The sequence below is a fragment of the Streptomyces sp. CG4 genome, assembly GCF_041080655.1.
Lineage (GTDB): Bacteria > Actinomycetota > Actinomycetes > Streptomycetales > Streptomycetaceae > Streptomyces.
Genome location: NZ_CP163525.1, coordinates 4,596,643 through 4,619,768, shown reverse-complemented (window position 1 = coordinate 4,619,768; position 23,126 = coordinate 4,596,643). Strand labels below are relative to the sequence as shown.

The 23,126-nt window shown below is 70.9% G+C and carries 17 protein-coding genes; 12 read left to right on the top strand and 5 right to left on the bottom strand.

What is annotated here, in order from left to right:
- Nucleotides 1-99 precede the first annotated feature (99 nt).
- Both AB5L52_RS20990 and AB5L52_RS20985 read left to right on the top strand, forming a co-directional pair.
- A complete protein-coding gene (locus AB5L52_RS20990) occupies nt 100-4,170 on the top strand; it encodes a Pls/PosA family non-ribosomal peptide synthetase (protein WP_369365588.1) in 4,071 nt (1,356 codons plus the stop codon).
- Nucleotides 4,167-5,582 carry a M1 family metallopeptidase gene (locus tag AB5L52_RS20985; protein WP_369365586.1) on the top strand — a complete coding sequence of 472 codons (1,416 nt, stop codon included), beginning with the start codon at nt 4,167-4,169 and terminating at the stop codon, nt 5,580-5,582. The genes AB5L52_RS20990 and AB5L52_RS20985 overlap by 4 nt, the downstream gene beginning before the upstream one ends.
- A 666-nt stretch (nt 5,583-6,248) precedes the next feature.
- Here AB5L52_RS20985 and AB5L52_RS20980 read toward each other — a convergent pair.
- Complete coding sequence (locus AB5L52_RS20980; RefSeq protein WP_351017369.1) at nt 6,249-6,470, bottom strand: hypothetical protein; 222 nt, start codon at nt 6,468-6,470, stop codon at nt 6,249-6,251.
- Between the two features lie 315 nt (nt 6,471-6,785).
- Between AB5L52_RS20980 and AB5L52_RS20975 the strand changes: the two genes are divergently transcribed.
- The 10 genes from AB5L52_RS20975 (at nt 6,786) to AB5L52_RS20930 (ending at nt 16,814) form a co-directional block, all read left to right on the top strand.
- Nucleotides 6,786-7,298: a hypothetical protein gene (locus tag AB5L52_RS20975; RefSeq protein ID WP_351017371.1), complete on the top strand. Its 513-nt coding sequence runs from the start codon at nt 6,786-6,788 to the stop codon at nt 7,296-7,298.
- Between the two features lie 148 nt (nt 7,299-7,446).
- Nucleotides 7,447-7,803 carry a hypothetical protein gene (locus AB5L52_RS20970; RefSeq protein WP_351017374.1) on the top strand — a complete coding sequence of 119 codons (357 nt, stop codon included), beginning with the start codon at nt 7,447-7,449 and terminating at the stop codon, nt 7,801-7,803.
- A gap of 72 nt (nt 7,804-7,875) precedes the next feature.
- Complete coding sequence (locus AB5L52_RS20965) at nt 7,876-8,085, top strand: hypothetical protein (protein ID WP_351566516.1); 210 nt, start codon at nt 7,876-7,878, stop codon at nt 8,083-8,085.
- Between the two features lie 259 nt (nt 8,086-8,344).
- On the top strand, nt 8,345-8,608 hold the full coding sequence (locus tag AB5L52_RS20960; RefSeq protein WP_369365581.1) for a hypothetical protein: 264 nt from the start codon (nt 8,345-8,347) through the stop codon (nt 8,606-8,608).
- A gap of 109 nt (nt 8,609-8,717) precedes the next feature.
- Entirely contained in the window at nt 8,718-10,163 is a 1,446-nt protein-coding gene (locus tag AB5L52_RS20955; protein ID WP_369365579.1) for a condensation domain-containing protein, read from the top strand.
- Nucleotides 10,160-10,408 (top strand): acyl carrier protein, encoded by a 249-nt coding sequence (locus AB5L52_RS20950; protein ID WP_351017386.1) that lies wholly within the window; start codon nt 10,160-10,162, stop codon nt 10,406-10,408. The genes AB5L52_RS20955 and AB5L52_RS20950 overlap by 4 nt, the downstream gene beginning before the upstream one ends.
- Nucleotides 10,405-11,640: a beta-ketoacyl synthase gene (locus tag AB5L52_RS20945; protein ID WP_369365577.1), complete on the top strand. Its 1,236-nt coding sequence runs from the start codon at nt 10,405-10,407 to the stop codon at nt 11,638-11,640. Before AB5L52_RS20950 ends, AB5L52_RS20945 begins: the two co-directional genes overlap by 4 nt.
- A gap of 542 nt (nt 11,641-12,182) precedes the next feature.
- The gene (locus tag AB5L52_RS20940) at nt 12,183-12,410 is read left to right on the top strand and encodes a hypothetical protein (protein WP_369365575.1); all 228 of its coding nucleotides are present in this window, start codon (nt 12,183-12,185) and stop codon (nt 12,408-12,410) included.
- A 271-nt stretch (nt 12,411-12,681) separates the two neighbouring features.
- On the top strand, nt 12,682-13,881 hold the full coding sequence (locus tag AB5L52_RS20935) for an MFS transporter (protein WP_369365572.1): 1,200 nt from the start codon (nt 12,682-12,684) through the stop codon (nt 13,879-13,881).
- 260 nt (nt 13,882-14,141) lie between these two features.
- Entirely contained in the window at nt 14,142-16,814 is a 2,673-nt protein-coding gene (locus AB5L52_RS20930) for a WD40/YVTN/BNR-like repeat-containing protein (protein ID WP_369365570.1), read from the top strand.
- 245 nt (nt 16,815-17,059) lie between these two features.
- Here AB5L52_RS20930 and AB5L52_RS20925 read toward each other — a convergent pair whose 3' ends face one another.
- The 4 genes from AB5L52_RS20925 to AB5L52_RS20910 form a co-directional block, all read right to left on the bottom strand.
- Nucleotides 17,060-18,967 carry a hypothetical protein gene (locus AB5L52_RS20925; RefSeq protein WP_369365568.1) on the bottom strand — a complete coding sequence of 636 codons (1,908 nt, stop codon included), beginning with the start codon at nt 18,965-18,967 and terminating at the stop codon, nt 17,060-17,062.
- Nucleotides 18,968-19,910: 943 nt separating this feature from the next.
- Nucleotides 19,911-20,636: a glycoside hydrolase family 16 protein gene (locus AB5L52_RS20920; RefSeq protein WP_351033366.1), complete on the bottom strand. Its 726-nt coding sequence runs from the start codon at nt 20,634-20,636 to the stop codon at nt 19,911-19,913.
- Between the two features lie 158 nt (nt 20,637-20,794).
- Nucleotides 20,795-20,998, bottom strand: coding sequence for a hypothetical protein (locus tag AB5L52_RS20915; protein ID WP_369365566.1), 204 nt, complete (start codon nt 20,996-20,998; stop codon nt 20,795-20,797).
- A 252-nt stretch (nt 20,999-21,250) separates the two neighbouring features.
- Nucleotides 21,251-23,044, bottom strand: coding sequence for a cellulose-binding protein (locus AB5L52_RS20910; protein WP_369365563.1), 1,794 nt, complete (start codon nt 23,042-23,044; stop codon nt 21,251-21,253).
- Between the last annotated feature and the right edge of the window lie 82 nt (nt 23,045-23,126).

Below are 23,126 nucleotides of genomic sequence, written 5' to 3'. Positions count from 1 at the left end.
GGACGACGGATGTACGGCATCTTCTGTTGCGAGTTACCGGAGGATTTCCTGATCCGCCGGCAGGGTACGAGCAACAGAGGCATATTGATGTCTTGGTCCTTGGAAAGATCTCCTTCCGGGCCGTCGACGGCACTGGCCGGCCGCGCCGTCTACCACGCTGGGGAGGCTGCCGCGCCCCGGACGCTGATCGCCGTTCTGGACGCGACGGCAGCCGCGTTCCCCGAGGCGCCCGCACTGGACACCGGGACGGAGGTCCTCTCCTACCGTGAGCTGCGCGAGGAGACGGCACGCCGGGCGCGGGAGCTGGCGGGACGGGGCATAGGCCCTGGTGACCGGGTCGGGGTACGGGTGCCGTCGGGTACGGCGGAGCTCTACCTGTCGATCCTGGCGGTGCTGAGGTGCGGCGCCGCCTACGTACCGGTGGACGCGGACGACCCCGAGGAGCGGGCCGCCACGGTCTTCCGGGAAGCGGGCGTCTGCGCCGTCCTGGGTCCCCACGCACAGGCCGCGGAACTCGTCGAGCCGGTCGGGGCCGCCACGGCGGACGGCCGTACGACGCGGCGGCACATGACGCCCGGACAGATCCCGCTCACACACACGACGCCCGGACAGATGATGTCCGGACAGATGACGCCCGGCCCGGGACCGGACGACGACGCGTGGATCATCTTCACCTCCGGCTCGACCGGCGCTCCGAAGGGCGTCGCCGTCACCCACCGGTCTGCGGCGGCCTTCGTGGACGCCGAAGCGGGCCTGTTCCTGCGGGAGCGGCCGCTGGGCCCCGGTGACCGCGTGCTGGCGGGGCTGTCCGTCGCCTTCGACGCCTCCTGCGAAGAGATGTGGCTGGCGTGGCGAAGCGGCGCCTGTCTCGTGCCGGCCCCGCGCTCGCTGGTGCGGGCCGGGTACGAGCTCGGCGGCTGGCTGGTCGAGCGGGGCATCACCGCCGTGTCGACGGTTCCGACCCTCCTCGCGCTGTGGCCGGTCGAGGCGCTGCGCCGGGTGCGGCTGCTGATCCTGGGCGGCGAGGCGTGCCCCGCGGGGCTGGTGGACCGGTTCGCCGCACCCGGCCGGGAGATGTGGAACACCTACGGGCCGACCGAGGCCACGGTGGTCGCGTGTGCCGCTCCGCTGGAACCGGGCGAGCCGGTGCGGATCGGACTGCCCCTGGACGGCTGGGAGTTGGCCGTGGTGGACGCGGCCGGCGACCCGGTGCCCTTCGGGGCGGAGGGCGAGCTGGTCATCGCCGGTGCCGGCACGGCCCGTTACCTCGACCCCGTCAAGGACGCCGACCGCTTCCGGCCCTGCCCGGCGCTGGGTTGGGAACGCGCGTACCGCACGGGTGACCTGGTGCGCGCCGACGCCGAGGGCCTGGTCTTCGTCGGGCGCGCCGACGACCAGGTCAAGCTGGGCGGCCGCCGTGTCGAGCTCGGTGAGGTGGACGCGGCGCTCAGCGACCTGCCGGGTGTGCGCGGCGCCGCGGCGGCCGTGCAGACGACACCGGCCGGGACCCAGGTGCTGGTCGGCTATGTGATGCCCGAGCTGAATCCGGCCGGCGGCTCGGCCTTCGAGCCCGACAAGGCACGCGCACTGCTCGTGGAGCGGCTGCCGCAGCAGTTGGTGCCGGTGCTGGCCGAGGTCGCGGAGCTGCCGACGCGTACGTCGGGCAAGGTGGACCGCAAGGCACTGCCCTGGCCGCTGCCCGCCCAGCGCGACGGGGCGCGAGGCGACGGGTCACGGGCCGACGGCGGTCCGGTCGGCCCGGCCGCGGAACTCGCGGGGACGGCCGCGCGGCTCGCGGACGTCTGGGAGGAACTGCTGGGCGTACGCCCCGGCCCGGACAGCGACTTCACGGCCCTGGGCGGCACCAGCCTGACCGCGGCGCGCATGGCGTCGCTGCTGCGCCGGCACCATCCCGGTGTCTCGGTCGCCGATCTGTACCGGCACCCGGTGCTGCGCGACATGGCCGGCCATCTGGACACGCTGGCCCCTGCGGCCGAGGAGCCACGGCCGGTGCGGCCCGTGCCGCGCCGCGCCGCGGTGGTGCAGGGCCTGGTCCAGACGGCCCTGTACGGGGTGGCCGGGCTGCGCTTCCTGACCGGACTGGCCGTGGCGGACAACGTGCTCGACTGGTACTCGCCGCGCGCCTGGGCGCCCCACACGCCGTGGTGGCTCGTGGCGGTGGCGTGGGTGGTGCTGTTCAGCGCCCCGGCACGCTGCCTGATCGGGGCGGGCCTGGCCCGTGCGCTGACCGGTTCCGTCCGCCCCGGGGCCCACCCGCGCGGCGGCAGCGTCCATCTGCGCCTGTGGAGCGCCGAACGGGCGGTGGCCGCGTTCGGTGTCCCGTCCCTGCTGGGTACGCCCTGGGCCGCCCGGTACGCCCGGGTGCTGGGCTGCACGACCGGCCGGGACCTGAGCCTGCACGCGATGCCGCCGGTGACGGGACTGGCGGAGCTGGGTGACGGGTGCGCCGTAGAGCCCGGAGCGGACATCTCCGGCTGGTGGCTGGACGGTGACACGCTGCACGTCGGGCCGGTGACCGTGGGCGCGGGCGCGCGCGTGGGGCATCGCAGCATGCTGCTGCCCGGCGCCGTGGTCGGCCGGGACGCGGAACTCACGTCCGGTGCCTGCCTGGACGGACGGGTCCCCGACGGCGCGTGCTGGGCGGGCTCGCCGGCCCGCCCGGCGGACGAGACCGAACGCCTCGACGGCGCGGGGTGGCCCGCCCCGCCGCAGCGGGCCCGACGCCGGTGGCACATCGCCTACGCCGGGTCCCTGACCGTCCTGCCGCTGGTGTCGTTCGTGGCTTCCCTGCCGGGCCTGTGGGTGGGGTACCGGCTGGTGCGCGACGCATCGACCCTGCAGACCGTGGCACTGCGCCTGCTGGCGGCCGTCCCGCTGTTCACCGTCATGACGGCCTTCTCCTCGGTGCTGGTCCTCGCGCTGCTGGTGCGGGGCCTGAGCCGGGGGATCACACCGGGTGTGCATCGCGTGGACGGCGGGGTGGCCTGGCGGGTGTGGCTGGTCACCCGGCTGCTCGACGGCGCCCGCTCCAGCCTCTTCCCGCTGTACGCGAGCCTCGCCACGCCGCACTGGCTGCGGCTGCTCGGGGCGCGCGTGGGACGGCACGCCGAGATCTCGACGGTGCTGCCGCTGCCGTCGCTGCTGCACGTCGAGGACGGTGCGTTCCTCGCGGACGACACGCTCGTCGCCCCCTTCGAGGTACGCGGCGGATGGCTGCGGCTCGGTCATGTGCGCATCGGACGACGGGCGTTCGTCGGCAACTCCGGCATCGTCGGACCCGGCCGTACGGTGCCCGACCACAGCCTGGTCGGCGTGCTCTCCGACATGCCCGCGCACGGCGAGGAGGGCATGTCCTGGCTCGGGCGGCCGGCGCTGCCGCTGCCGCGGGTGGCCACGGCCGCCGATCCGCAGCGCACGTTCGCCCCGCCCCGGCGGCTGCTGGTGGCCCGCGCCCTGGTGGAGACGTGCCGCGTGCTGCCGCTGATGGCGGGCACGGCCCTCGCCGAATGCGTGCTGCTCGGCGAACAGGACGCCTTCACCCAGGGCGGTCTGGCCCTGGCGGCTCTCGTCGGCGCCCCGTTGCTGCTGGCCGCGGGCCTGGTGGCGCTGCTGACGGCCACCTGCGCCAAGTGGCTGCTGGTCGGCCGTTTCCGGACCGGTGAGCATCCGCTGTGGTCGTCGTTCGTGTGGCGCAACGAACTCTTCGACACGTTCGTGGAGTCGCTGGCCGTGCCCTGGATGGCCGGCGCCTTCCTCGGCACCCCGGTCCTGAACTGGTGGCTGCGCAGCCTGGGCGCACGCATCGGACGCGGCGCGTGGCTGGACACCTACTGGCTGCCGGAGACGGACCTCGTCACGGTGGGCGACGGCGCCAGCGTCAACCGCGGCTGTGTGCTGCAGACCCACCTCTTCCACGACCGCATCATGCGCATGGACACCGTGCGCCTGGCCGACGGTGCCTCGCTCGGCCCGCACGGCATCGTGCTGCCCGGGACCACGGTCGGTGCGGGCGCCTCCATCGGCGCCGCCTCGCTGGTGATGCGCGGCGAGACGGTGCCCGCCGGCACCCGCTGGGCCGGCAACCCCATCGCGGGCGAACCCGCCGTACACCCCGCACCACCGCTCGCCGAGGGCGGTGCGGCCGCGTGACCCGCTGCAGCCGTCGCACCCTGATCAGGGGCGCGGCCGTGATCCCGCTCGCCGCGGCCGTCTGTGACGGTCTCGGCGACGCGGCCGGGCCGGACGACCGCTACTTCTCGCACCACGGCACGTACGACCACCACACCCTCTCCTACGACCTGCATCTCACCTACGATCCGGCGGGCGGCAGCCTCGACGGGCGCGCGTACCTGCACGCCGTGGCCGCCCGGCCGCTGCGCCAGGTGGAACTGGACCTCGCCCACCTGACCGCCTGGACCGCCCGCATCGACGGAACTCCGGTGCGCCCCAGGCAGCGCGGCCACAAGGTGTACCTGCCCAGCCCGCACCCGCTCCCCGCGGGCACCCGGTTCACCGTGGAGGTCGGCTACCGGGGCCGGCCGGCCCCGGTGGGCTCGCCGTTCGGACAGATCGGCTGGGACCGTACCGGCGACCGGCACGGCGGCACCCTCGTGGCCTCCCAACCGCTCGGTGCGCCCTCGTGGTTCCCCTGCAACGACCGCCCCGACGACAAGGCCGCCTACACCTTCCGGATCACCGTCCCGCACGGCCACCACGCGCTCGCCAACGGCACCCTGCGGGAACGGCGCGCCACCGGAACCGGCGAGTGCCTGACGTACCACCACCCGGGCCCCATGGCCCCCTACCTCGCCGCCCTCTACACCGGCCGCTTCGCGCACCAGACCTGGCGGGCCGTGGACAGCGCGTCCGGCAGAACGATCACCGGACGCAACCACTACCCCGCACACCTGTCCCGCGAGGCCCGCCACGACCTGGCCCGGCAACCGGAGATGCTGGCCGCGTTCACCGGCTGGTTCGGCCCCTATCCCTTCGAGACCTACGGCGCCGTCGTCGTCGACGCGGAGGTCGACCAACCGGTGGAGAACCAGACCCTGCCCGTGTTCGGCAGCAACCACATCGACGGCGCCCGCGGCTCGGAGACACTGGTGGCCCACGAACTCGCCCACCAGTGGTTCGGCAACAGCGTCAGCCTGTGCGACTGGCGCGACATCTGGCTGAACGAGGGTTTCGCCACCTACGGCGAGTGGCTGTGGTCCGAACACATCGGCGAGGACTCCGCCGACACCATCGCCCGTGCCGAATGGCGGAGCCTCCACCGCCGCAAGCAGGACCTGGTCCTCGCCGATCCGGGCCCGCACCGCATCTTCGACGACCGCGTCTACACCCGCGGCGCCTGCACCCTGCACGCCCTCCGTCTCGCCCTGGGCGACGCCCGCTTCTTCCCGCTGCTGCGCACCTGGCACGAGGCCCACGGCGGCGCCAGCGCCACCACGACCGCCTTCATCACCCACGCCACACACAACTCACCCCACCTGGCCCCACCACTCCTGCACTCCTGGCTCTACGAGAGCCCCCTGCCCCCGTTTCCCACCACCGCGTAGCCCCACCGACAGCCACTCACCGCACGGCAACGCCGGTCAGTTCCCCGGACACGGCCCACAGCCGGCGGGCGACGTCCGTAACTAACGGTCCGTCAGAAGCCCGGCCACGGCGGCCCGGTGACCCACGCCCCGTTCGGCCCGAGCACACCGATCACCTTGCCGGCCGGCACCTCCAGGCCGACGCCGTCCGGCGCGACCATGTCCGGGGCAGGCTCTGGCAGGCGCACTTACGCCCCAGAGGCTCCGGCCGTAGGCTCTTGTCCGGCGGACACATTCGTTGGTTGGTGGCCCGACCGTGTGCAGGCGTGTGCACGGTGAACGGGACTGGATGAGACGGAGACCGAGACAGCCGCGCTCCTCACCGCAGCGGCGGTGACGGCCCGCAGCCGGTTGCCGCAGCCACCGTCGCTCGTGGAGCTAGGCTGCCTCGGGTCGCGCCGCACGCATGCCCGAGTCGGGCTCCTGTGCGCCATCGAGCGGCAACGTCTCCTCTTCCTCGAAGTCAGGGGCCTGGAAGGGGTTTTTCGCCGGAGGCGGCGATGCCGCGGTGGAGTAGCGGGGCTTCCCGTCCGGGGCGGAGAACAGCGGCGTCAGATCGATGAGAGGTCTCTCTTTCCATACAGGTCCCCCAAGGGGCCTGGTGTGCCGTGACCGGGCACAGCGGTCCTACAGCTTGGTCATCTTGGCGTACGGGCTCAAGATCCGCATGCGCGCCGAGCCGAAATCCACGAGCGCCGCGATTCCGTCCTCGATGCCGATCACCCGGCCAAGGCCGTACACGTCATGTGTGACCTGGTCACCCACGGCGAAGTGCTTGGGTGCCGGTGCGACCGGGGCCTTGAAGGGACTGGTGGGCAAATGACGCTTCGGTGCAGCAGGCTTTGTCATGGCTCAGTATGAGCCTACGCGTATCGCGCTCGCTGTGGCCGTCGGCACAGATCCAGACGAGAAAAACCGCGTCACGCCGCTGACCTGCGGCTTCGAGACCCGGTGCGGCGAAAACTCGACCGCGGGTCGCTCACTTCTGCGCACCGTAACCGTCGTTTTCGAATACCGCGAGTTGTCGGGAATCGCGCGGCCGACTGCCCCATGATCGAAGTGCGGCCGCCTTCGCGCGCCTTGACGATGGCGCTGAAGGGCGGAGCGCGAAGCTGGTGACAGCCGAACACTCCGCCGAGTCATGCGTCAAAGAAAGAGAGAGTCATGACGGCTACGACGGAGACCCCCACTCGAGAAAAGGCCGGGGTGGGCCAGGAAGAGCTGGGTGAGGAATCCGCCTTCGGACCGCTTCTGCTGGCCGCGCTTCTGGCGCGTGGTGAGGAGGGGGGCGAGGAGTCGGTCATCGAGCATCCGCTTCTCCTTGCCGCGCTCGCGCGCCGCCGCGAGGAGCGTGGTGAGGAGTCGGTCATCGAGCACCCGCTTCTCCTCGCCGCGCTCATGCACCGCCGTAAGGAGCGCGGTGAGGAGTCGATCATCGAGCATCCGCTGCTGCTGGCGGCGCTCACGCGCCGTCGTCGTGAGGAGCGCGGTGAGTCGCTGATCGAGCACCCCCTCCTGCTGGCGGCGCTCATGCGCCGTCGTCGTGAGGAGGGGGGTGAGGAGTCGATCATCGGGCATCCGCTGCTGCTGGCGGCGCTCATGCGCCGTCGTCGTGAGGAGCGCGGTGAGTCGCTGATCGAGCATCCGCTTCTGCTCGCCGCGCTGATGCGCCGCTGAACGGAAACGGCGACACCCCTGCCCCCCGGATCCCCGCAGTCGCCGGAATCGGGGGGCAGGTCCCATAGGGAAATCGAGACATGAGGACATAAGGACATGAGGAACGACCATGGCAGCTGAGTCCGGCGGACAATCGGAACGGGACCCCTTGGAGAGCTTCATCGACGAGATCTTCGATGAAATGGTGCGTGACGCCGGAATGCTCCATACCGGCATCGGCGTCAGGCACGGAAAGGACCCGCTGGCGGGAGCCCTGATGGAAGCGGCCGTGGCATCCCTGTCGCAGCCGCCCTCCCGTTCCTCGGAACTCGAAAGGGTGCTCTTCGCGCAGACCCTCGCGACCGCACTGGCAGAAGCTCTCGCGCCCGCTCTGTCGGACGTACTGGCCTCGGAGATCATGAAGGTGCTGACCCACCACGCGGACCCCCAAAGGAGCCCCACCCATGAATCCGTCGGCGGGACCGGCCACGGCCACCGTTCTTCCGCAGGCGGCGAACATTCCTAGGAGCCCTTGAAGTCCCTTGCGTAAGAGGCTGTACAAGGAGCGCGGCGAGCCGGTCGACCCTAACCTGAAGGCATGGACGGTGAAGAACACCTCTGCCCTGTCTGCGGGCAGCCCGTGGAGGCGGTCGTCCGGCGGCACAAGACTCTGGGCGTCTGGGTGCCGGTATGGGGGCCCGGGCCGTGCCGGAACCCCGAGTGCAGGACTTTCGCTCGCCCCGCCGGTCCCACTGGCCCCGCCCGCCCCGCTCGTCAGCAGGCGGCCGGGCCGCGGGCGAAGCGTTAGTACACGCCTCGCCGGGCCGCCCTCCGGATCCGTCGCGCACCCTGCGGTCGCGCCCCGGCTCACTGTTCTCCGCCACCCGCGCCGCCCACGCCGTCGACCGGGGATCGGGAACCGGGGACCGGGGGCGCGTCGGCGCGCGCGTGGAGGGCGGCCGCCCACAGGTTCTACGCCGCCCAGGCGGAATCGCGTGCCCTGGACCACCGTGCCTCCCCGACCGCTACCGGTCCGGTGGCTGCTGCCGAAGGCGGCTTGGACGGCAGTGCCGCTGATCATCACCGTGGCGTACCTGGCGTTGTTCGCGGTCGCCGCCCGATCCTGGAGGCAGCGCACCGGCGTGGCACTCCGGTTCGACGTGCCGCCCAAGCGCGCGACCGTTCCCCTGGTGATCGGCATGCCCATGCTGTTGGCGGGGCCGGCCTGGATGTTCCGCGCCACCGGCCAGGCATGGTGGCTCGCCGCCGCCTCGGTTGTCTTCGAGGTCGACTCATCCCTTTGTGTGGTCGACTCACCCCTTTGTGTATGAGATGCGCCCGGCAGGCGTGGGGCCGTCCGTGCTCGGGCAGGCAGAGCGGTGATGCGAAGTTCGAGAGAGGTCGGGTGGGCGTGGAGCGTACTCGGGCCGGGGGGTACGGGTGCTGATCGCCACGCTGTCGGAGTGCCGTGTGCGGCCCGGGCTGCTCAGGGAATGGCGGCTGGACGAGAGCCCCTTCCATGAGGCGGCGCGGGCGGCCGGGGAGGCCGTGCCGGCGTCGTACAACCAGGAATGGCACCTGAAATCCGTCTCCAAGCTCACCGAGCGGGGCTTGGGGGTCCCGCCGTGGATCGGGTTCGGCTTCGAGCTTCCCGGCCCGCTGGACGCCGAGGCGTTCCGTGAGACGCTGCGAGCCTGGGTCGTACGCCATGACACGCTGCGCAGCGCTTTCCGCATGGCGGTCACCGGGGTGGAGCGCTTCTCGATCCCACCCGCCACGGTGTCCGTGCGGGACACGGTGGTGGGGAAGCTCTCCGACGGGGACGACATTCCCGGCCGCCTCCAGGTCCGCATCGACGCGGCCGTCGGCGCGTTCCGCAGACCCAGTCACGTGGTGGAGACCGTCGAACGGGACGATTCCACCACGGTGTTCGTGGCCATGGACCACGCCCACGCCGACGGCTACTCGGTCATGACGGCCGTCGCCGAATGGCAGCACCTGTACGGCGCCGCCCTCGCCGGGGGACGGCCGACCGCCCTCCCTCCGGCCGGCAGCTATGTGGACTTCGGCCTGGACGAGCGTGCCGCTGCCCGGCGGATCGGCGCCGGCCATCCGGCCGTGGGGCACTGGAGCCGATTCCTGGAAGGTGGCGGAGACCGGCTGTTCCGCTTCCCGCTCGACCTCGGTGTCGCCGACGGTGAACTGCTGACGCATGCCAAGTTGGACGTACGGCTGCTGGACGCCGCCGAGGCCGACGCGGTCGAGGAGGTCTGCCACTTGGCGCACGGCGGTTTCCTCGCCGGTCTGTTCGCGGGCCTGGCCGCTGTCTCGTACGACATCACGGGCGAGCCCGTCTACCGGACGGTGATGCCGGTGCACACCCGCTCCCGGCCGGAGCTGCTGCACTCGATGGGGTGGTACGTCGGGCTCGCCCCGGTCGAGATCAGCCTCGGCACGGCGGGCAGCTTCCGTGAACTGGTACCCGGCGCGCACCACTCCCTGGGGACGGCCCTGCGCTCCGGCCGCGTACCGATCGTGAGGATCGCCGAGATCCTCGGGATCAGCGAGGAACTGGAGCGCCGGATGCCCGAGGTGTTCCCGTTCGTCTCCTTCATCGACACTCGCGTGATCCCGGGCGTGCGGCAATGGCCCGAGTGGAACGCCCGGACCGTGGTCCGGATGAGAACCCGCGGCAGCAAGGTGAACATCTGGGTCCACCGCACCCACGACGGCCTGTGGCTGACCGCACGGTATCCCGGAACCGAGTCCGCGGAAACCGGCATCGCCGACTTCTTCGACCGGCTGCGGGGCGTGCTCCACTGCGTGGCGAAGACCGGCGACCACACATTCGACCGCAGCCCAAGGACAATGGGAGGAACACCATGACCTCGACAGCCTCCGCACGGGAGACCGTGACGGCCGCCCTCACGGGCAAGTTCGAAGTGCTCCCCCAAGCGCTCCGGCCGGAACAGCCGTTGGCCGAGCTGGGCCTTGAGTCGCTGGACGTCGTCGAGCTGATCTACACCGTCAACCGGGACCTGGGCATCCGGATCGGCGAGGACGAGGTGACCACCTGGAACACGCTCGGGGAACTGCTCGCCCTGGCCGAGGCGAGGACCGGATGCCGATGACCCGCGCCGCCGTCTCCGTGACCGGCCTCGGCATGCTCACCCCCGCCGGAACCGCCGCGGAGGCCACCTGGCGGGGCGTCCTCGCCGGAACCTCGACGGCCGCACCCGATCCGGCCCTCGCCGGCCTGCCCGTCGACTTCTCCTGCCGCGTACCGGACTTCCGCCCCGAGACACACCTCGGCGACCGTGCACTCTGGCGGACGGACCGCTGCACCCAACTCGCCGTCGCTGCCGCCCGCGAGGCCGTACGCGACGCGGACCTGGACCCCACGACCTGGGACGGCACCCGGGTGGCCGTGATCATCGGCACCTGCTGGAGCGGCCGTCGCTCCGGCGAGGACGCCCACCACGACCTGCTCCGGGAAGGCCCTGACACGGTCCCGCCCACCCTCGTCCCGAAAGTGCTCTTCAACATGCCCGCCGCCGAGGTGTCCATGGCCCTGGAGGCACGGGGCGCCAGCCTGGGCGTCTCCTCCGCCTGTGCCTCTGGCGCCCACGCGATCGCCCTGGGCCGGGACCTGCTCGCCTCCGGCGCCTGTGACGTGGCGATCACAGGCGGTACGGACTCCGCCACCACCCCCCTGCTCGCCTCCGCCTTCCACCGTATGGGTGCCCTCTCCCGCCGCCGCGACGACCCGGCCGCGGCCTCACGCCCGTTCGACGCCGGCCGCGACGGCTTCGTCCTCGGCGAAGGCGCCGCGGTACTGGTCCTGGAGCGCACGGCCGATGCCCTGCGCCGTGGTGCCACCCCGCGCGCGACCCTGGCCGGCTGCGCCTCTACCTGCGACGCCCTCCACGTCACGGCCCCGCACCCCGAACACCGCGTTGCCGAGGCGGCGTTGACCACCGCCCTGCAGGAGGGGGGTCTCGCGCCCCACGACATCGACCACATCAACGCCCACGGCACCGCCACCCTTCGCGGCGACGCCATCGAGGGCCTTCTGATCGCCCGTGTCTTCCCCCACGCCCCCGCCGTGACCTCCCCCAAGGGCGCCCTGGGCCACACCTTCGGCGCCAGCGGAGCCATCGAAGCGGCCCTCACCGTCCTGACCCTCCAGCACCAGCTGATCCCCCCGACGGCCAACCTGGACGCCGTCGACCCCGACATCCCGCCCCTGGACCTGGTGACGAAGACCGCCCGCGAGCAGCGGGTGGACGCCGCCGTCAGCCACGCCTTCGGCTTCGGCGGCCACAACACGGTCCTGGCCTTCCGGCGCTCTCCGGAATCGTGAAGGCCCCACCGAGAACCTCCCGGAGTCGGCTTCGCTGCCCGCGCTTCGGCCGAGGCTGATGCCGCACCGTCCGCTCACAAACTCTGGGCGACTCCGGAGGGTCGCGGGAGTCATCGGAGCCGAGGCGTCCGACGGCATCTGTGGTTCGGGTTGCTGGGAAGGGGTGGCGTTGGCCGGTGCGGGACTCCATGCCCACGCATGGACGGCGGGCGCACCGTCGCCCAGGCCTCCGCCTCAGGACAGGCCGCCGCCGGCGGCATTGTGTGGGAACCATTCGTACGGCTCAGCTACTGACCGGCCGTGCCCGGCGTTGTTGTCGTCGAGGAAACACCTCAACGCCAAGCACTGGATGGGAAATCACGATGAACCGCGCGTACCGTCTTGCCGCTGCAAGCACTCTCGGCGTCATTCTCCTGACGGGGGGTGCCACCGCCGCAGTCGGAGCCCCCCTGGCCACCACGCAGACGGCCAGTGCCGTAACGCCAAAGGCGACACTGACCGCCAAGCCCAGCGTCAGCAGCGTCCAGGAAAGGGAGGCGTTCATGATCACTGGCAAGTCGACCGGCCTGAAGCCCGCCACCAAGGTGACGCTCCAGAACAAGCAGGGCGCCAAGTGGGTCAGCTTGCCGAACGCCACCACCGTCGCCCAGGACGGCTCATACGCAACGTCGTACGCAATGCGGGACAAGCTGAGCTTCAAGGGCAAGAAGCAATTCCGCGTGGTCGGCGGTGGTGCGGTGTCCCCCGTGTTCACGGTCAACGTCCGCTGACCTCACCACCCACGATGTCTGGGTTTCGCCACACGGGCTGCGCGCCATGTGGCGAAACCGCCATGGCAGTCATCGACGACGACCCGTGCTTGCCTGCCCGCGCCGCCGGCAGGACGCCTCAGGCGGCCCGGCGCCGCGCACGTTCGCGGTGCCGGCCGTCGTTCTGCTCCCCTGTCGCCTCTTCCGGTTCGCGCGCACGGTGCGGCGGCGGCGCCGTGAGGTGCGAGCACCGGGCGTCCTGCGGGGGCTGCCGACGGCCGGAGACCCGCCCGTGACCGCGCCGACCACGCGGACACCGCAAGGCCCGTCCTGGCTGACCCGCAACGTCAAAGTGCTGTGCGGGGTGTCCTTCCTCCAGGATGCCGCCAGCGAACTCCTCTACCCGATCCTGCCGATCTTCCTGACGGTGACGCTCGGCGCGCCGCCCGCCGTGGTCGGTGCCATCGAGGGGCTGGCTGAAGGGGCGGCGTCCCTCACCAAGGTCGCCGCAGGACGTCTGGCCGACCGGTTCGCCCGCCGCCCGCTCATCGCCACCGGATACGGTCTGGCCGCGGTCGGCAAGCTGCTCGTCGCCCTCGCCACGGTGTGGCCCCTGGTGCTGGTGGCACGCGTGGTCGACCGGCTCGGCAAGGGCATGCGGGGCGCACCGCGCGACGCCCTCCTCGTCGACGGCGTTCCGAACGGGCAGCGCGGCAGGGTGTTCGGGCTGCACCGGGCGGCCGACACCGCCGGAGCCGTGGTCGGCCCGCTGACGGGTCTCGCGCTGTACGAGGGCCTCGACCACCGTCTGCGGCCGCTGTTCTGGGTCGCGGTGATCCCGGCCGTCGCCTCGGTCGCCTTGGTCGCGGCTGTCCGCGACCCCGCCCGGGGCGGCGTCGATGAGGCGAAGGCCGTACGAACTCCGTGGCGATCCCTGCCCCGCCCGTACTGGCGCGTCCTGGCCGCGCTGACCGCCTTCAACCTGATCAACTTCCCCGACGCGCTGCTCCTTCTGTGCGCCCACGAGCTGGGCCTGTCCACGGCCGGGGTCGTCGCGGCCTACGCGGTCTACAACCTCGCCTACGCCGCCCTGTCCTACCCCGCCGGAGCCCTGTCCGACCGACTGTCCCGCCCCCTCGTGTTCGCAACGGGCCTCGCCTTCTTCGCCGTCGGCTACCTCGGCCTCGGCCTCATCCATGCACATGCGCCTTGGCTGGTCTTCGTCGTCCTGCCCCTGTACGGCGGATTCGCCGCCTGCACCGACGGAGTGGGCAAAGCCTGGATCTCCACCCTCGTCCCCGACCGCCAACAGGGCACCGCCCAGGGCCTCTACCAGGGCGCCACCGGCGCCGCGATCCTCCTCGCCGGCCTGTGGGCCGGACTCGCCTGGGGCGCCGACGGGCACGTCCCGCTTCTGGCGTCCGGCGCGGCCGCCCTCGCCCTGGCTGCCGCTCTGCCTCTCCTGCGCCGCTCCCGGCAGGTCAGCGAGTGACCGTGCCGGCCGGCGAGCGCGGCGGCCACAGTCACACCGCGAGCGCCGGTTCCCCAGGCGGCCCCGCCGCACCGGATCCTCCGGTGATCAGCGGCCGGCCCTCCTGAACGCCCGCGGCGAACGGAAGTTCGGGTTGATGTGTGCCGTGAGGTAAACACCCACCCATTTTTCCTGTGCACCCTTTGTGTGACTGTTGTGGTCACGCCAAGATCCCTCCTGCGTCGGGACACCCCCATACGTCTGGCGCAGGGAGGAGAGGCATGTTGCCCCCAAGGCACCAGCGACGGTTCATAACCTGCACCGTCGTGGCCGCCGCGTTCGGACTGGTAAGCACTCAGTCGTTCGCGGCGTCGCATGACACCAGAACCCGGCCCTGGCAGGCGCGCCACCAGGCCGCCATCGGCCGGCAGCACATCAAGGCGGTGCACGCGGGCCACGGAATGTCCCCGTTCGCCGCGGAGGGTGACGACGGCGGTGCCGACGAGGCGGAGAACTCCGCCGAGTCGACGGCCCAGTTCACCGAGGCGCGCACCGCGCCCGGTGTGGTCGCGCCCGGCGCCTACGGGGCGGCCTGGCAGCAGCTGCAGTCGATGCGGCACACGAGCGGCGGCTGGGACCACGTCACGAAGAAGGTGTACAACGCCGACGATCCCCGCTACCGCGACGTGAACTCCAACTCCAGTGCCGGCGCGGGCGACGTGACCGGCCGGATCACCGGGATCGCCGCCGACGACCAGGGCTATGTGTACGCGGGCGGAGCCAACGGCGGTGTCTTCCGCTCGACGACCGGCGGCGGGCACTGGAAGCCGATCTCCGACAAGCTGCCGTCCCTGTCGACCGGCACCCTCTCCCTCGACGGCCAGAAGCGGCTCTGGTACGCCACGGGCGAGTCCAACACCGGGGCGACGTCCTTCGTCGGTACGGGTGTCTACGTCCTCAAGGACCCACGCCACGGGCAGTTCCAGCCCGGCGACCGCGTCGGCGGCGCCGAACTGGAGAGCACCGTCATCCATGCCCTGCGCTTCGCCGGCACCAAGGTCTGGGCGGCGACCAGCACCGGTGTCTGGTCGCACTCCACGACCACCCTGTCCGGCCCGTGGACGCACGAGTTCGCCCCCAACCCGGACTATCTGCCGGGCGGTTCGAAGGCGGAGGACCCGAGCGCGCCGTACAAGAACATCGCCAACGACATCGCCGTCGACCCCAAGGACCCGAACAAGGTCCTTCTCGCGGTCGGCTGGCGCGGCGGTGACACCTACAACGGGCTGTACGCCAAGCAGGACGACGGCAGCTGGAAGCCGGTCAGCGGGCTCGGTGACCTGCCCACCAGCAGTGCCGACGTCGGCAACATGACGTTCGCTTCGGCGGCCGACGGCTCGCGCCTGTACGCCATCGACCAGTCCCCGGCGCAGATGGCAGCGAACCCGGACAGCGGGCTCAAGGGCGTGTACGTGTCGAAGAGCGGCTCGCCGTTCGGGCCGTGGACGCTGATCGCGGACTACACCAAGCTGAAGGCGTCGGGGTCGGCGCTGCAGACCGCGGGCTACATGCCGGGCATCCAGTCCTGGTACAACCAGTTCCTCCAGGTCGACCCGGCCAACGCCGACCATCTCTACCTCGGCCTGGAAGAGGTCTTCGAGACCAGGAACGGCGGCCAGAGCTGGACGACTCCGGGCCCGTACTGGAACTTCCCCTTCCCCTGCTGGAGCAACGACCCGGCCAAGCAGACCGGCGACTGCTCGCCCACCACCCACTCCGACCAGCACGCGGTCGCGGTCGGCAGCTATAAGGGCAAGACCTGGGCGTATGTCGGCAACGACGGCGGCATCTACCGGCGCCCGCTGAACGGCGCCGTCGACTCCGGCGGCCACGCCAAGGACTGGCAGTCCCTGAGCGACGGCACCCTCGACACCCTGCAGTACTACTCCGTGGGTGTCGGCAAGGACCTCACCTATGGCGGTGTCTCGGTGACCGGCGGGCTCCAGGACAACGGCCAGTCGATCCTGCGCGGCCACGACAAGGTCATGGGCTCCAACTTCGGCGGTGACGGCGGCGACACCATCACCGACCCCGCCAACGGCTGCAACATCGCCGCCGAGTACGTCTACCTGGACATGTGGGTCACCCAGAACTGCGGTGTCAACGACGGTTCCTGGTCAACGGACCCGTCGAAGGCCACCGAGTACGAGGTCGCCCCGCCGGACAAGGACCTCGGCGGCGCGGGCGCCCGCTTCATCGCGCCGATCGCCGCCGACGCCAAGGACACCCACACCTGGATCGCCGGCGGCCGGCACGTGTGGGTGAACACCAAGGGCTTCGCCATCCGCTCCGGCAAGGAGTGGACGAACGCCTACGACCTCGGCGAGGGCCATGTGGCCACGGCCGTGGCATCCTCCGGCGGCACGGTGTACGTCGGCTGGTGCGGGCCCTGCAACAACCAGGGCTTCACCCGGGGCATCGCGGTCGGCAACGCCGACGGCACCGGCTGGCACCAGCTCAGCCTCCCGGTCGACGGCAGCATCCCGAACCGCTACATCTCCGGCTTCGAGATCGACCCGGCCAACGCCCAGCACGTCTACGTCGCGGTCAACGGCTTCTCCCGCAAGTGGACCGAGGGCCCCGGCGCGGGCGTAGGCCACGTCTTCGAGTCCAAGGACGGCGGCGCGAACTGGACGGACATCTCCGCCAACCTGCCCGACGTCCCGGCCGACACGGTCAAGCTCCTCCCGAACGGCGGCCTCGCCCTCGGCACCGACCTGGCCACCTTCTACCGCCCCGCCGGCGCCACGAAGTGGCTGGTCCTGGGGCACGACCTGCCCACCACGGCCGTGATGCAGCTGCGCCTCGGCCCGGACGGCACGCTGTACGCCGCCACCCACGGACGCGGCATCCGGTCCTTCGACGTACGGCGCCTCAAGGGCCGTAAGGACTGATCACCACCCCTACGCTGCGTCGTACGACGACGGCCGGTGCGGCCCCGCTTACGGGACGCACCGGCCGTCCGACGTTCGGGATCACTGCACCGGATACGCCGCCACACTCAGCCGAGCAGCCCGACGACGCAGATGCTATGTCGCCGCACGCCGCTGTGACGTCCTGGTCCGGCGCCCGGTTCCCGCACGTATAGGGACGGTGCGCCCCAGCGTTGCCGCCGGGGCGCACCGTGTGCCTTCCCAGGTCAGTGCCGGATCGGGAGGGGCTTGGTGATGTGTGGTGAGGGAACGGTGGCGGCGCCGCGGGTCGTCGAGGCGGTGCTGCCGCCGGTGACGGTGAGCGGGCCGGCGGTGTAGAGGGCCTCGTCGAAGGCTTGCCCGCCCGCCGGTGCCTTGCCGACGGCGAAGGCGGAGACCGCCTTGCCTCCGATGACCGAGGTGGAGAGGTAGTCGCCGACCATGCGGCCCTGGGTGGTGTCGGCGATCTGGGACAGGGACATGGGCCCGGCGACGGTGGTCGGGCTGCTCCAGGTGCTGCCGCCGTTGACGGAGGAGAGGTAGCCGACCTCCAACTGGCAGGTGGAGGCGGTGCAGTTGGCGTTCGGGTAGAAGTAGTAGTAGAGGCCGATCTTGGCTGTGCTGCCGGAGGTGGTGGGGTCGACGCCGATGCCGGGGATGAAGTGGTCCACGCCGCTGGTGGTGGCGTCGATCGGGACCCGGGTCACGGACGACCACGACGTGCCGTTGGTGGAGGTGGCATAGACGATGTCGTTGGCCGGGCAGCCCGAGCGGAAGCGGCAGTCCTGCCAGGCGACGTAGATCTTGCCGGAGCCGTCGATCTCGGCAGACGGCAGGCCCTCACCGTCACGCAGGTTGCCGGCCACACCGTGGCTGGAGACGTTGGCGATCAGCGTGCTGGAGGACCAACTGGCGCCGCCATTGGTCGAGTTGAAGGCGTTGACGGAGCTGCCGTTTGCCGAGTAGGGCACTACGACTGTGCCGTTGGGCTGGACGAGGGGCTGGCCGCCCAGGCCGTTCGGGCCTCCGGACGGTGCCACCGGTGCCGACCAGGTCGCACCGCCGTCGGTGGAGCGGCTCATCACCACGGCGTTGCCCGAGGAGGTGATGTCGACCTCGACGTAGCAGGTGCCGTAGTACGGGCTGGCGGTGGAGTCGTCGCAGACGATCCATTCCTTGTCGTAGCCCTGGCCGTCGTTGCCGACCGCGATCACCGGGTTCTGCCAGCTGATGCCGTCGGCGGAGCGGCTGACGCTGACGCCGGCGCCGTTGACACTGGAGTCGATGACCAGCCCGGCGACCATCCAGGTCCCGTGCTTGGCGTCGTAGGCCACGGCCGGGTCGGAGACGCGGGCCCAACTGCCGCCCTGGTAGGTGGTGATGCCGGGCAGCATGCCGTGCTGCCAGGTGGTGCCGCCGTCGGTGGAGGTGTTCCAGCCGATGTCGGAGGACCCGCCGTCGGTGAACCGGCCCACTTGCGAGGACGCGACGATCGTGTTGCCGTGCGCGAAGGTGTCGGGCTCCAGCTCGGTGGCGTGCTGGCTGGAGGAGTTGGTGAAGGGATCGGTGCTGACTTGGGTCGGACCACCGGGCGGCGGGGTGGAGGTGGTGAAGGCGACGTCGTCGTAGAGGGTGTAGGTGGGGTCGCCCGCGTAGTTGTCGTCGTGGCTGATCAGCGTGAGTTTGTAGCTGTGCCCGGTGGTGACCGCCGAGGTGACCTGCTTCCAGCCCTGGCTGCTGGTGCACGTCTTGGCCAGTACGGTCGTCGTCGTGCCGGTCGTCGTGTCGGCCAGGGTGGCCGTCGCCCAGTCGTACGTCACCGTGTCGGGGCAGGTGACGCTGTACCAGAACGACAGCTGAGTGGCGCCGGTCGGCGCGGTGAAGGTCTGGGCGATCGAGGAGTCGCCGTTGGTGGGCGAGGTGCCGCCGACGCGGGCGGCGTACGTCCCGCCGTGGGCACCGGAGCCGACCACCGCGGTGGTACCAGCGGAGGTCCAGCCGGTCAGGCTGCCGGACTCGAAGCCGCCGTTGGCGACATCGGCCAGCGCCGGGTGCGAGGCGAGGAGGAGACCGCCCAACGAGAGCAGGGCGGTGGTGGCGGTCGCCACGGATCTGCGAACAGCGGTGCGCGGCATGAGGAAACCCCTTGTCGTCTGGGGGCGGGGGTGAGGTGGGGTGGGCCGACGGCCCACTCCGAGGACGACGCGGTGGATCCGGACAGGGTCACGTCGTCGTAGCGGGTGCAGGTGGCGTCACCCGTCCAGTTGTCGCCGTGGCTGATCAGGGTGAGCGTGTCCGGGCACGTCACGTTGTAGGAGAAGCCGAGCGGTGGACCACCGGGGTGTGGGCCGCGGGTGCGGCCAGCCAGAGAGCGGGGACTGCCGTCAGGATCGCGATGACCACGGCTATTCGGCCGCGTCTGTGTCTGCGTCTGCGTCGGGATCGGGACACGGAACATCCTTTCGGGCAGCCGGGGTTCACCCGGCACGAGGGGGAGAAGGACGTTCACGCCGATGGAGCGCGTGTTCGCAACCCGGGATGCTTGCACCGGACATGTCACGCAACAAGAGAGAAGGCGCCAGCGTGGCGCAAAGCAACCGAGAATTTACGGACGACAGTCAACTCCCAGCAAAAACACAGGGTTTCCTCTGCATCGCCAAAGGGGATTTCCCTGTGTCGCCCGCAACGGGAGCATGAGCGCGTGGGCACGACGATCCGCATCCGCCGGCACCGCCAACCTCACGTCGGCCGACACCTACATCCCCGACCCGCATGGTCCGCCCTCACGAGCCTGGCAGCTGATGCTCACCGTGGTTCCGTAACGGTCGTACGCCTTACGACGGTTCGACGTGCACCAGCAGCCACCACAGCCGCGTCCGCCGTCCGAACCGATCCCAGCGGAACGACGAGGTCGACCGCAGCTCCGCCTCGCTTGACCACCTCGACCGGCGTCCCCCGTAGGCCGGTGATCCCTGCAGAGTGATCACCAACTCGTCCCCCACACGCACCTGCAGCGGGGCCCCAGGCGGATCCCCGGGACGCTGGACCGTGTCCACCTGCCTCGCCCTGTCGGAACCCTTACGGTTGGTACGGGGTGTATGTGATCGAGGAGACCTTCAGGTACCTCGCGCCGTCTGCTGTGGCCCATGTCGAGTCGTTGGGGTTGCCCGGCCAGTCGCCGCCGACGGCGGTGTTGACGATGAAGTGCATCCCGACACCCGGGGCGGTGGTGTACCACTTGGTGCCGGTGATGGTGCCGTCCACGGCGAAGTCGATGTGATCGGGCCACCAGGTGAACGAGTACGTGTGGTACGCGTTGGTCCAGCCCGCAGAATTCGTCTTCGAGAACTGGGTCTGGGCGTTGTTGGAGTCGTGGGAGGTCTGGTAGACGGTGTTCGGGTTCTGGCCGACGATTTCGGCGGCGTCGAACTCGGGCAGCCACGGATTCAGGTAGGCCGCCCATACCGCAGGCAGGAGGCCCTGGCCGCCCGGCATGTTCGCGGTGAAGCTGTAAGTGCCGTAGCCGTAGAGTGCCTTGGACTCCACGCGGCCCGAGTAGTACGTGCTGCCCGACCTGTAGGTCTTGACGACGAGGGTGTTGCCCTCGTACCAGACGCAGTCGGGGGTGTAGGTCTCCAGCTCGTTGTTGGCGGTCCACCGTCCGTTGATGGTGTTCCACGAGTTGATGGTCTGGGGGGCTCCCCAGGACGCCGCGTGGGCTTGCGGCTGTCCCAGGAGAAGCAGTGACAGCGCCGCCAGGGCGGCAACTATCAGGCGTCCAGGCCTGGGAAGTGCAGATGACATCGCGGTTCCATTGCTCGGATGACATGAGGCGGGGGGAGCGGTCCCACGCTCCCTCTAGCGCCGGACTCTAGAAGTCCGTTGAATATTTGACAAGATGCGCGGCATCGATCGCTTCATGGCTTCCGGAGTTGAAGACACCAGGTGTCGCGCCCCCGGCTTCATAGCAACTGGATACAGGCCCTGGCCCCTCCCCAGCACGCGTCGCGGCCGGGGTCCTTCGCCGTGAGCGGGGCGCGGAACGCGCTCACCGCTTCCAGGGTCTTGCCGAGCGGTGCCGGGAAGACGACCTGCTCGCCCTGCGCGAGGTTGTGGCTCGCGACCTTGCCCGAGGGCAGCGCCGCGTAGCGACACGGTGGCGCCACGGCCGGCCGAAAGATCGTCTTCGTGCAGACCGTTCCCGCGCTGATCGGACTGGCGCTGGTGCTGGCCGCCCGCTGAGCATCGCCCGGCAAGGTGAACGGGGCTGACGGAACTGCCAGTGGTGGGCGGCACGATCGGGAGATGTGACTCGTGCCCTGGACCGTGCCGCCCCGTCCCGTTACCCCCAGGCCACCGTGCCCCGCCCCCCCATTGCCCCCGAGGCCGTTGGCCGGCCGTCGGCCGCCGGCGTGGGTTCACCCGCCGTGCGAAGTCCTGCTGCGGCGTACGCGAAGTACCAGCACGGAGCCTGCAGCGATGGCCAGCAGGCCGCCGACGGCGCTGTAGGTGACAGCGTCGCTCATCCCGGTGGAAGCCAGGTCGCCGGCCGTGCTGTTCCGGTCCGGCCGGCCGAGGGGTGCGCCGGCCGCCGTGGCCTGCGCTCGGGTGCCGATCGTGCCTGAGGCGGAGGCGACCGGGGCAGCGGCAGTGTGTGTGGCGGCGGTCGGCGTGGGGGCGGGAGACGGGGTGTCAGTGCGAGTGGTCGCCGACGAGGGCTTCAGCTGGAGAGTCGTGATCGAGTAGGCGGGCAGTGTCTGTGCGGCCGCCGTTCCTCGCGTCGCCGTGGTCAGGGCGGTGTCGCCCTTGGCGTACGAAACAGTCGTGACCGTTCCCGGGGCCGGGGTGTATCCGGCGTAGGAGAGGGACACCTGTGCCGCGTTCTGCGGGTCCTTGTTGATCAGCATGACGTTCAGGCCGCCGTTGCTGCTCCGCACGGCGTGCACGGCGACCGACTGCTTGCTGGAGGACGCCTTGACCATGGTGTCGCCGGGCTGCGCGAGTGCGGTCAGCGAGCGGATGCCCCAGTAGGTGGGGAAGGGCGTCTCACGCGCCGGTTCGCATTTCCCGCCGACGCACTTGCCGCTGGAGAGCACGCCCTGGTCCAGGTAGTCGGACTCGCCGTTGACGGTGGTGGGTGCTGTGCCCATGCCGTTGTGCAGGTCCCACCAGTCGACGCTGGCGGCGCCGTGTTCGAGCCAGCTCATGTACGTGTCCGACGCGAACAGGGCCGCGGCCTGGCTGGTGAGGGCCGGCGACATGGAGCTGTCGGTCTCGGTGACCGCGATCTTGACCGAGGCGGCGTGCGCACCCGCGTAGGTGTTGACCAGCGAGCGCACCGCGGAGGTGGCGCCGGCGATCTTGGCGGGCGTGTTCAGCAGGTCCGCCGTGCCGGTGCCGCCCGGATACCAGTGGATGATCACGAAGTCGATCGACTTGCCCGCGATGGAGAGCACCGTGTTGTTCCAGTCGGCGTCGTCGCCGGAAGCTTTCACTCCGTCCGGCCAGGAGCCCGGCGTGTTGAGCACCGCCCCGATCTTCACCGTCGGGTCCACGGCCTTCATCGCCTTCGCGTAGGCGAGCAGGTTGTTCGCGTACGCCCTCGGGCTTTTGTCAGCGTGGTTGTCGACCTCCCATTTGCTGCCGTAGTACCCGTTGCCGGGGATCTCGTTGCCGATCTCCCAGTACTTCACGCCGTAGTGCTTGTCGACGTTGGCGTACTTGACCCAGTCGGCGGCCTCCTGGGGTGTGCCAGACCCGTAGTTCGCGGTGATGATCGGCTGGGCGCCGACCCTCTTCGCGGTGGCCATGAAGTGGTCGAAGTCGGTGCCCGGCGCGACCCAGCCGCCGTCGGTGAGCGTATGGGTCTTCCAGTGGTAGGCGTCCGCGTACGAGCCGCCGGGGAAGCGCAGCTGCCGGACTCCGGCGGCCTTCATCAGCGATGACGCCGTGGCGTCGTTCATGTTCGGGTCGTAGACGGCGGTGTTGAGGCCGACGCCGGTGCTGGGCACCGTGCCCAGGGAGGTACCGGCATCCACCGTGATGTCGACGGCCGGCGCGGCGCCCGCGCTGAGCGCCAGGGCCCCGGCGCCGGCGCCGGCCACGAGGACCGCCACTGCCCCCGCGACCATGCGGCGGCGCGTTCGGCTGCGGCGGTGCGTACGGTCCCGAGGCATCGGCTGCTCGGCGGTTGTCGAGTCGTCAGGTGACACGTGGGGCTCCCGATCGGAGTGCGTGGATACGGGTGGCGTGGCGCCGCTGACTGCGGCTCGCCGTGGTTGGTGCGCCCCTGGG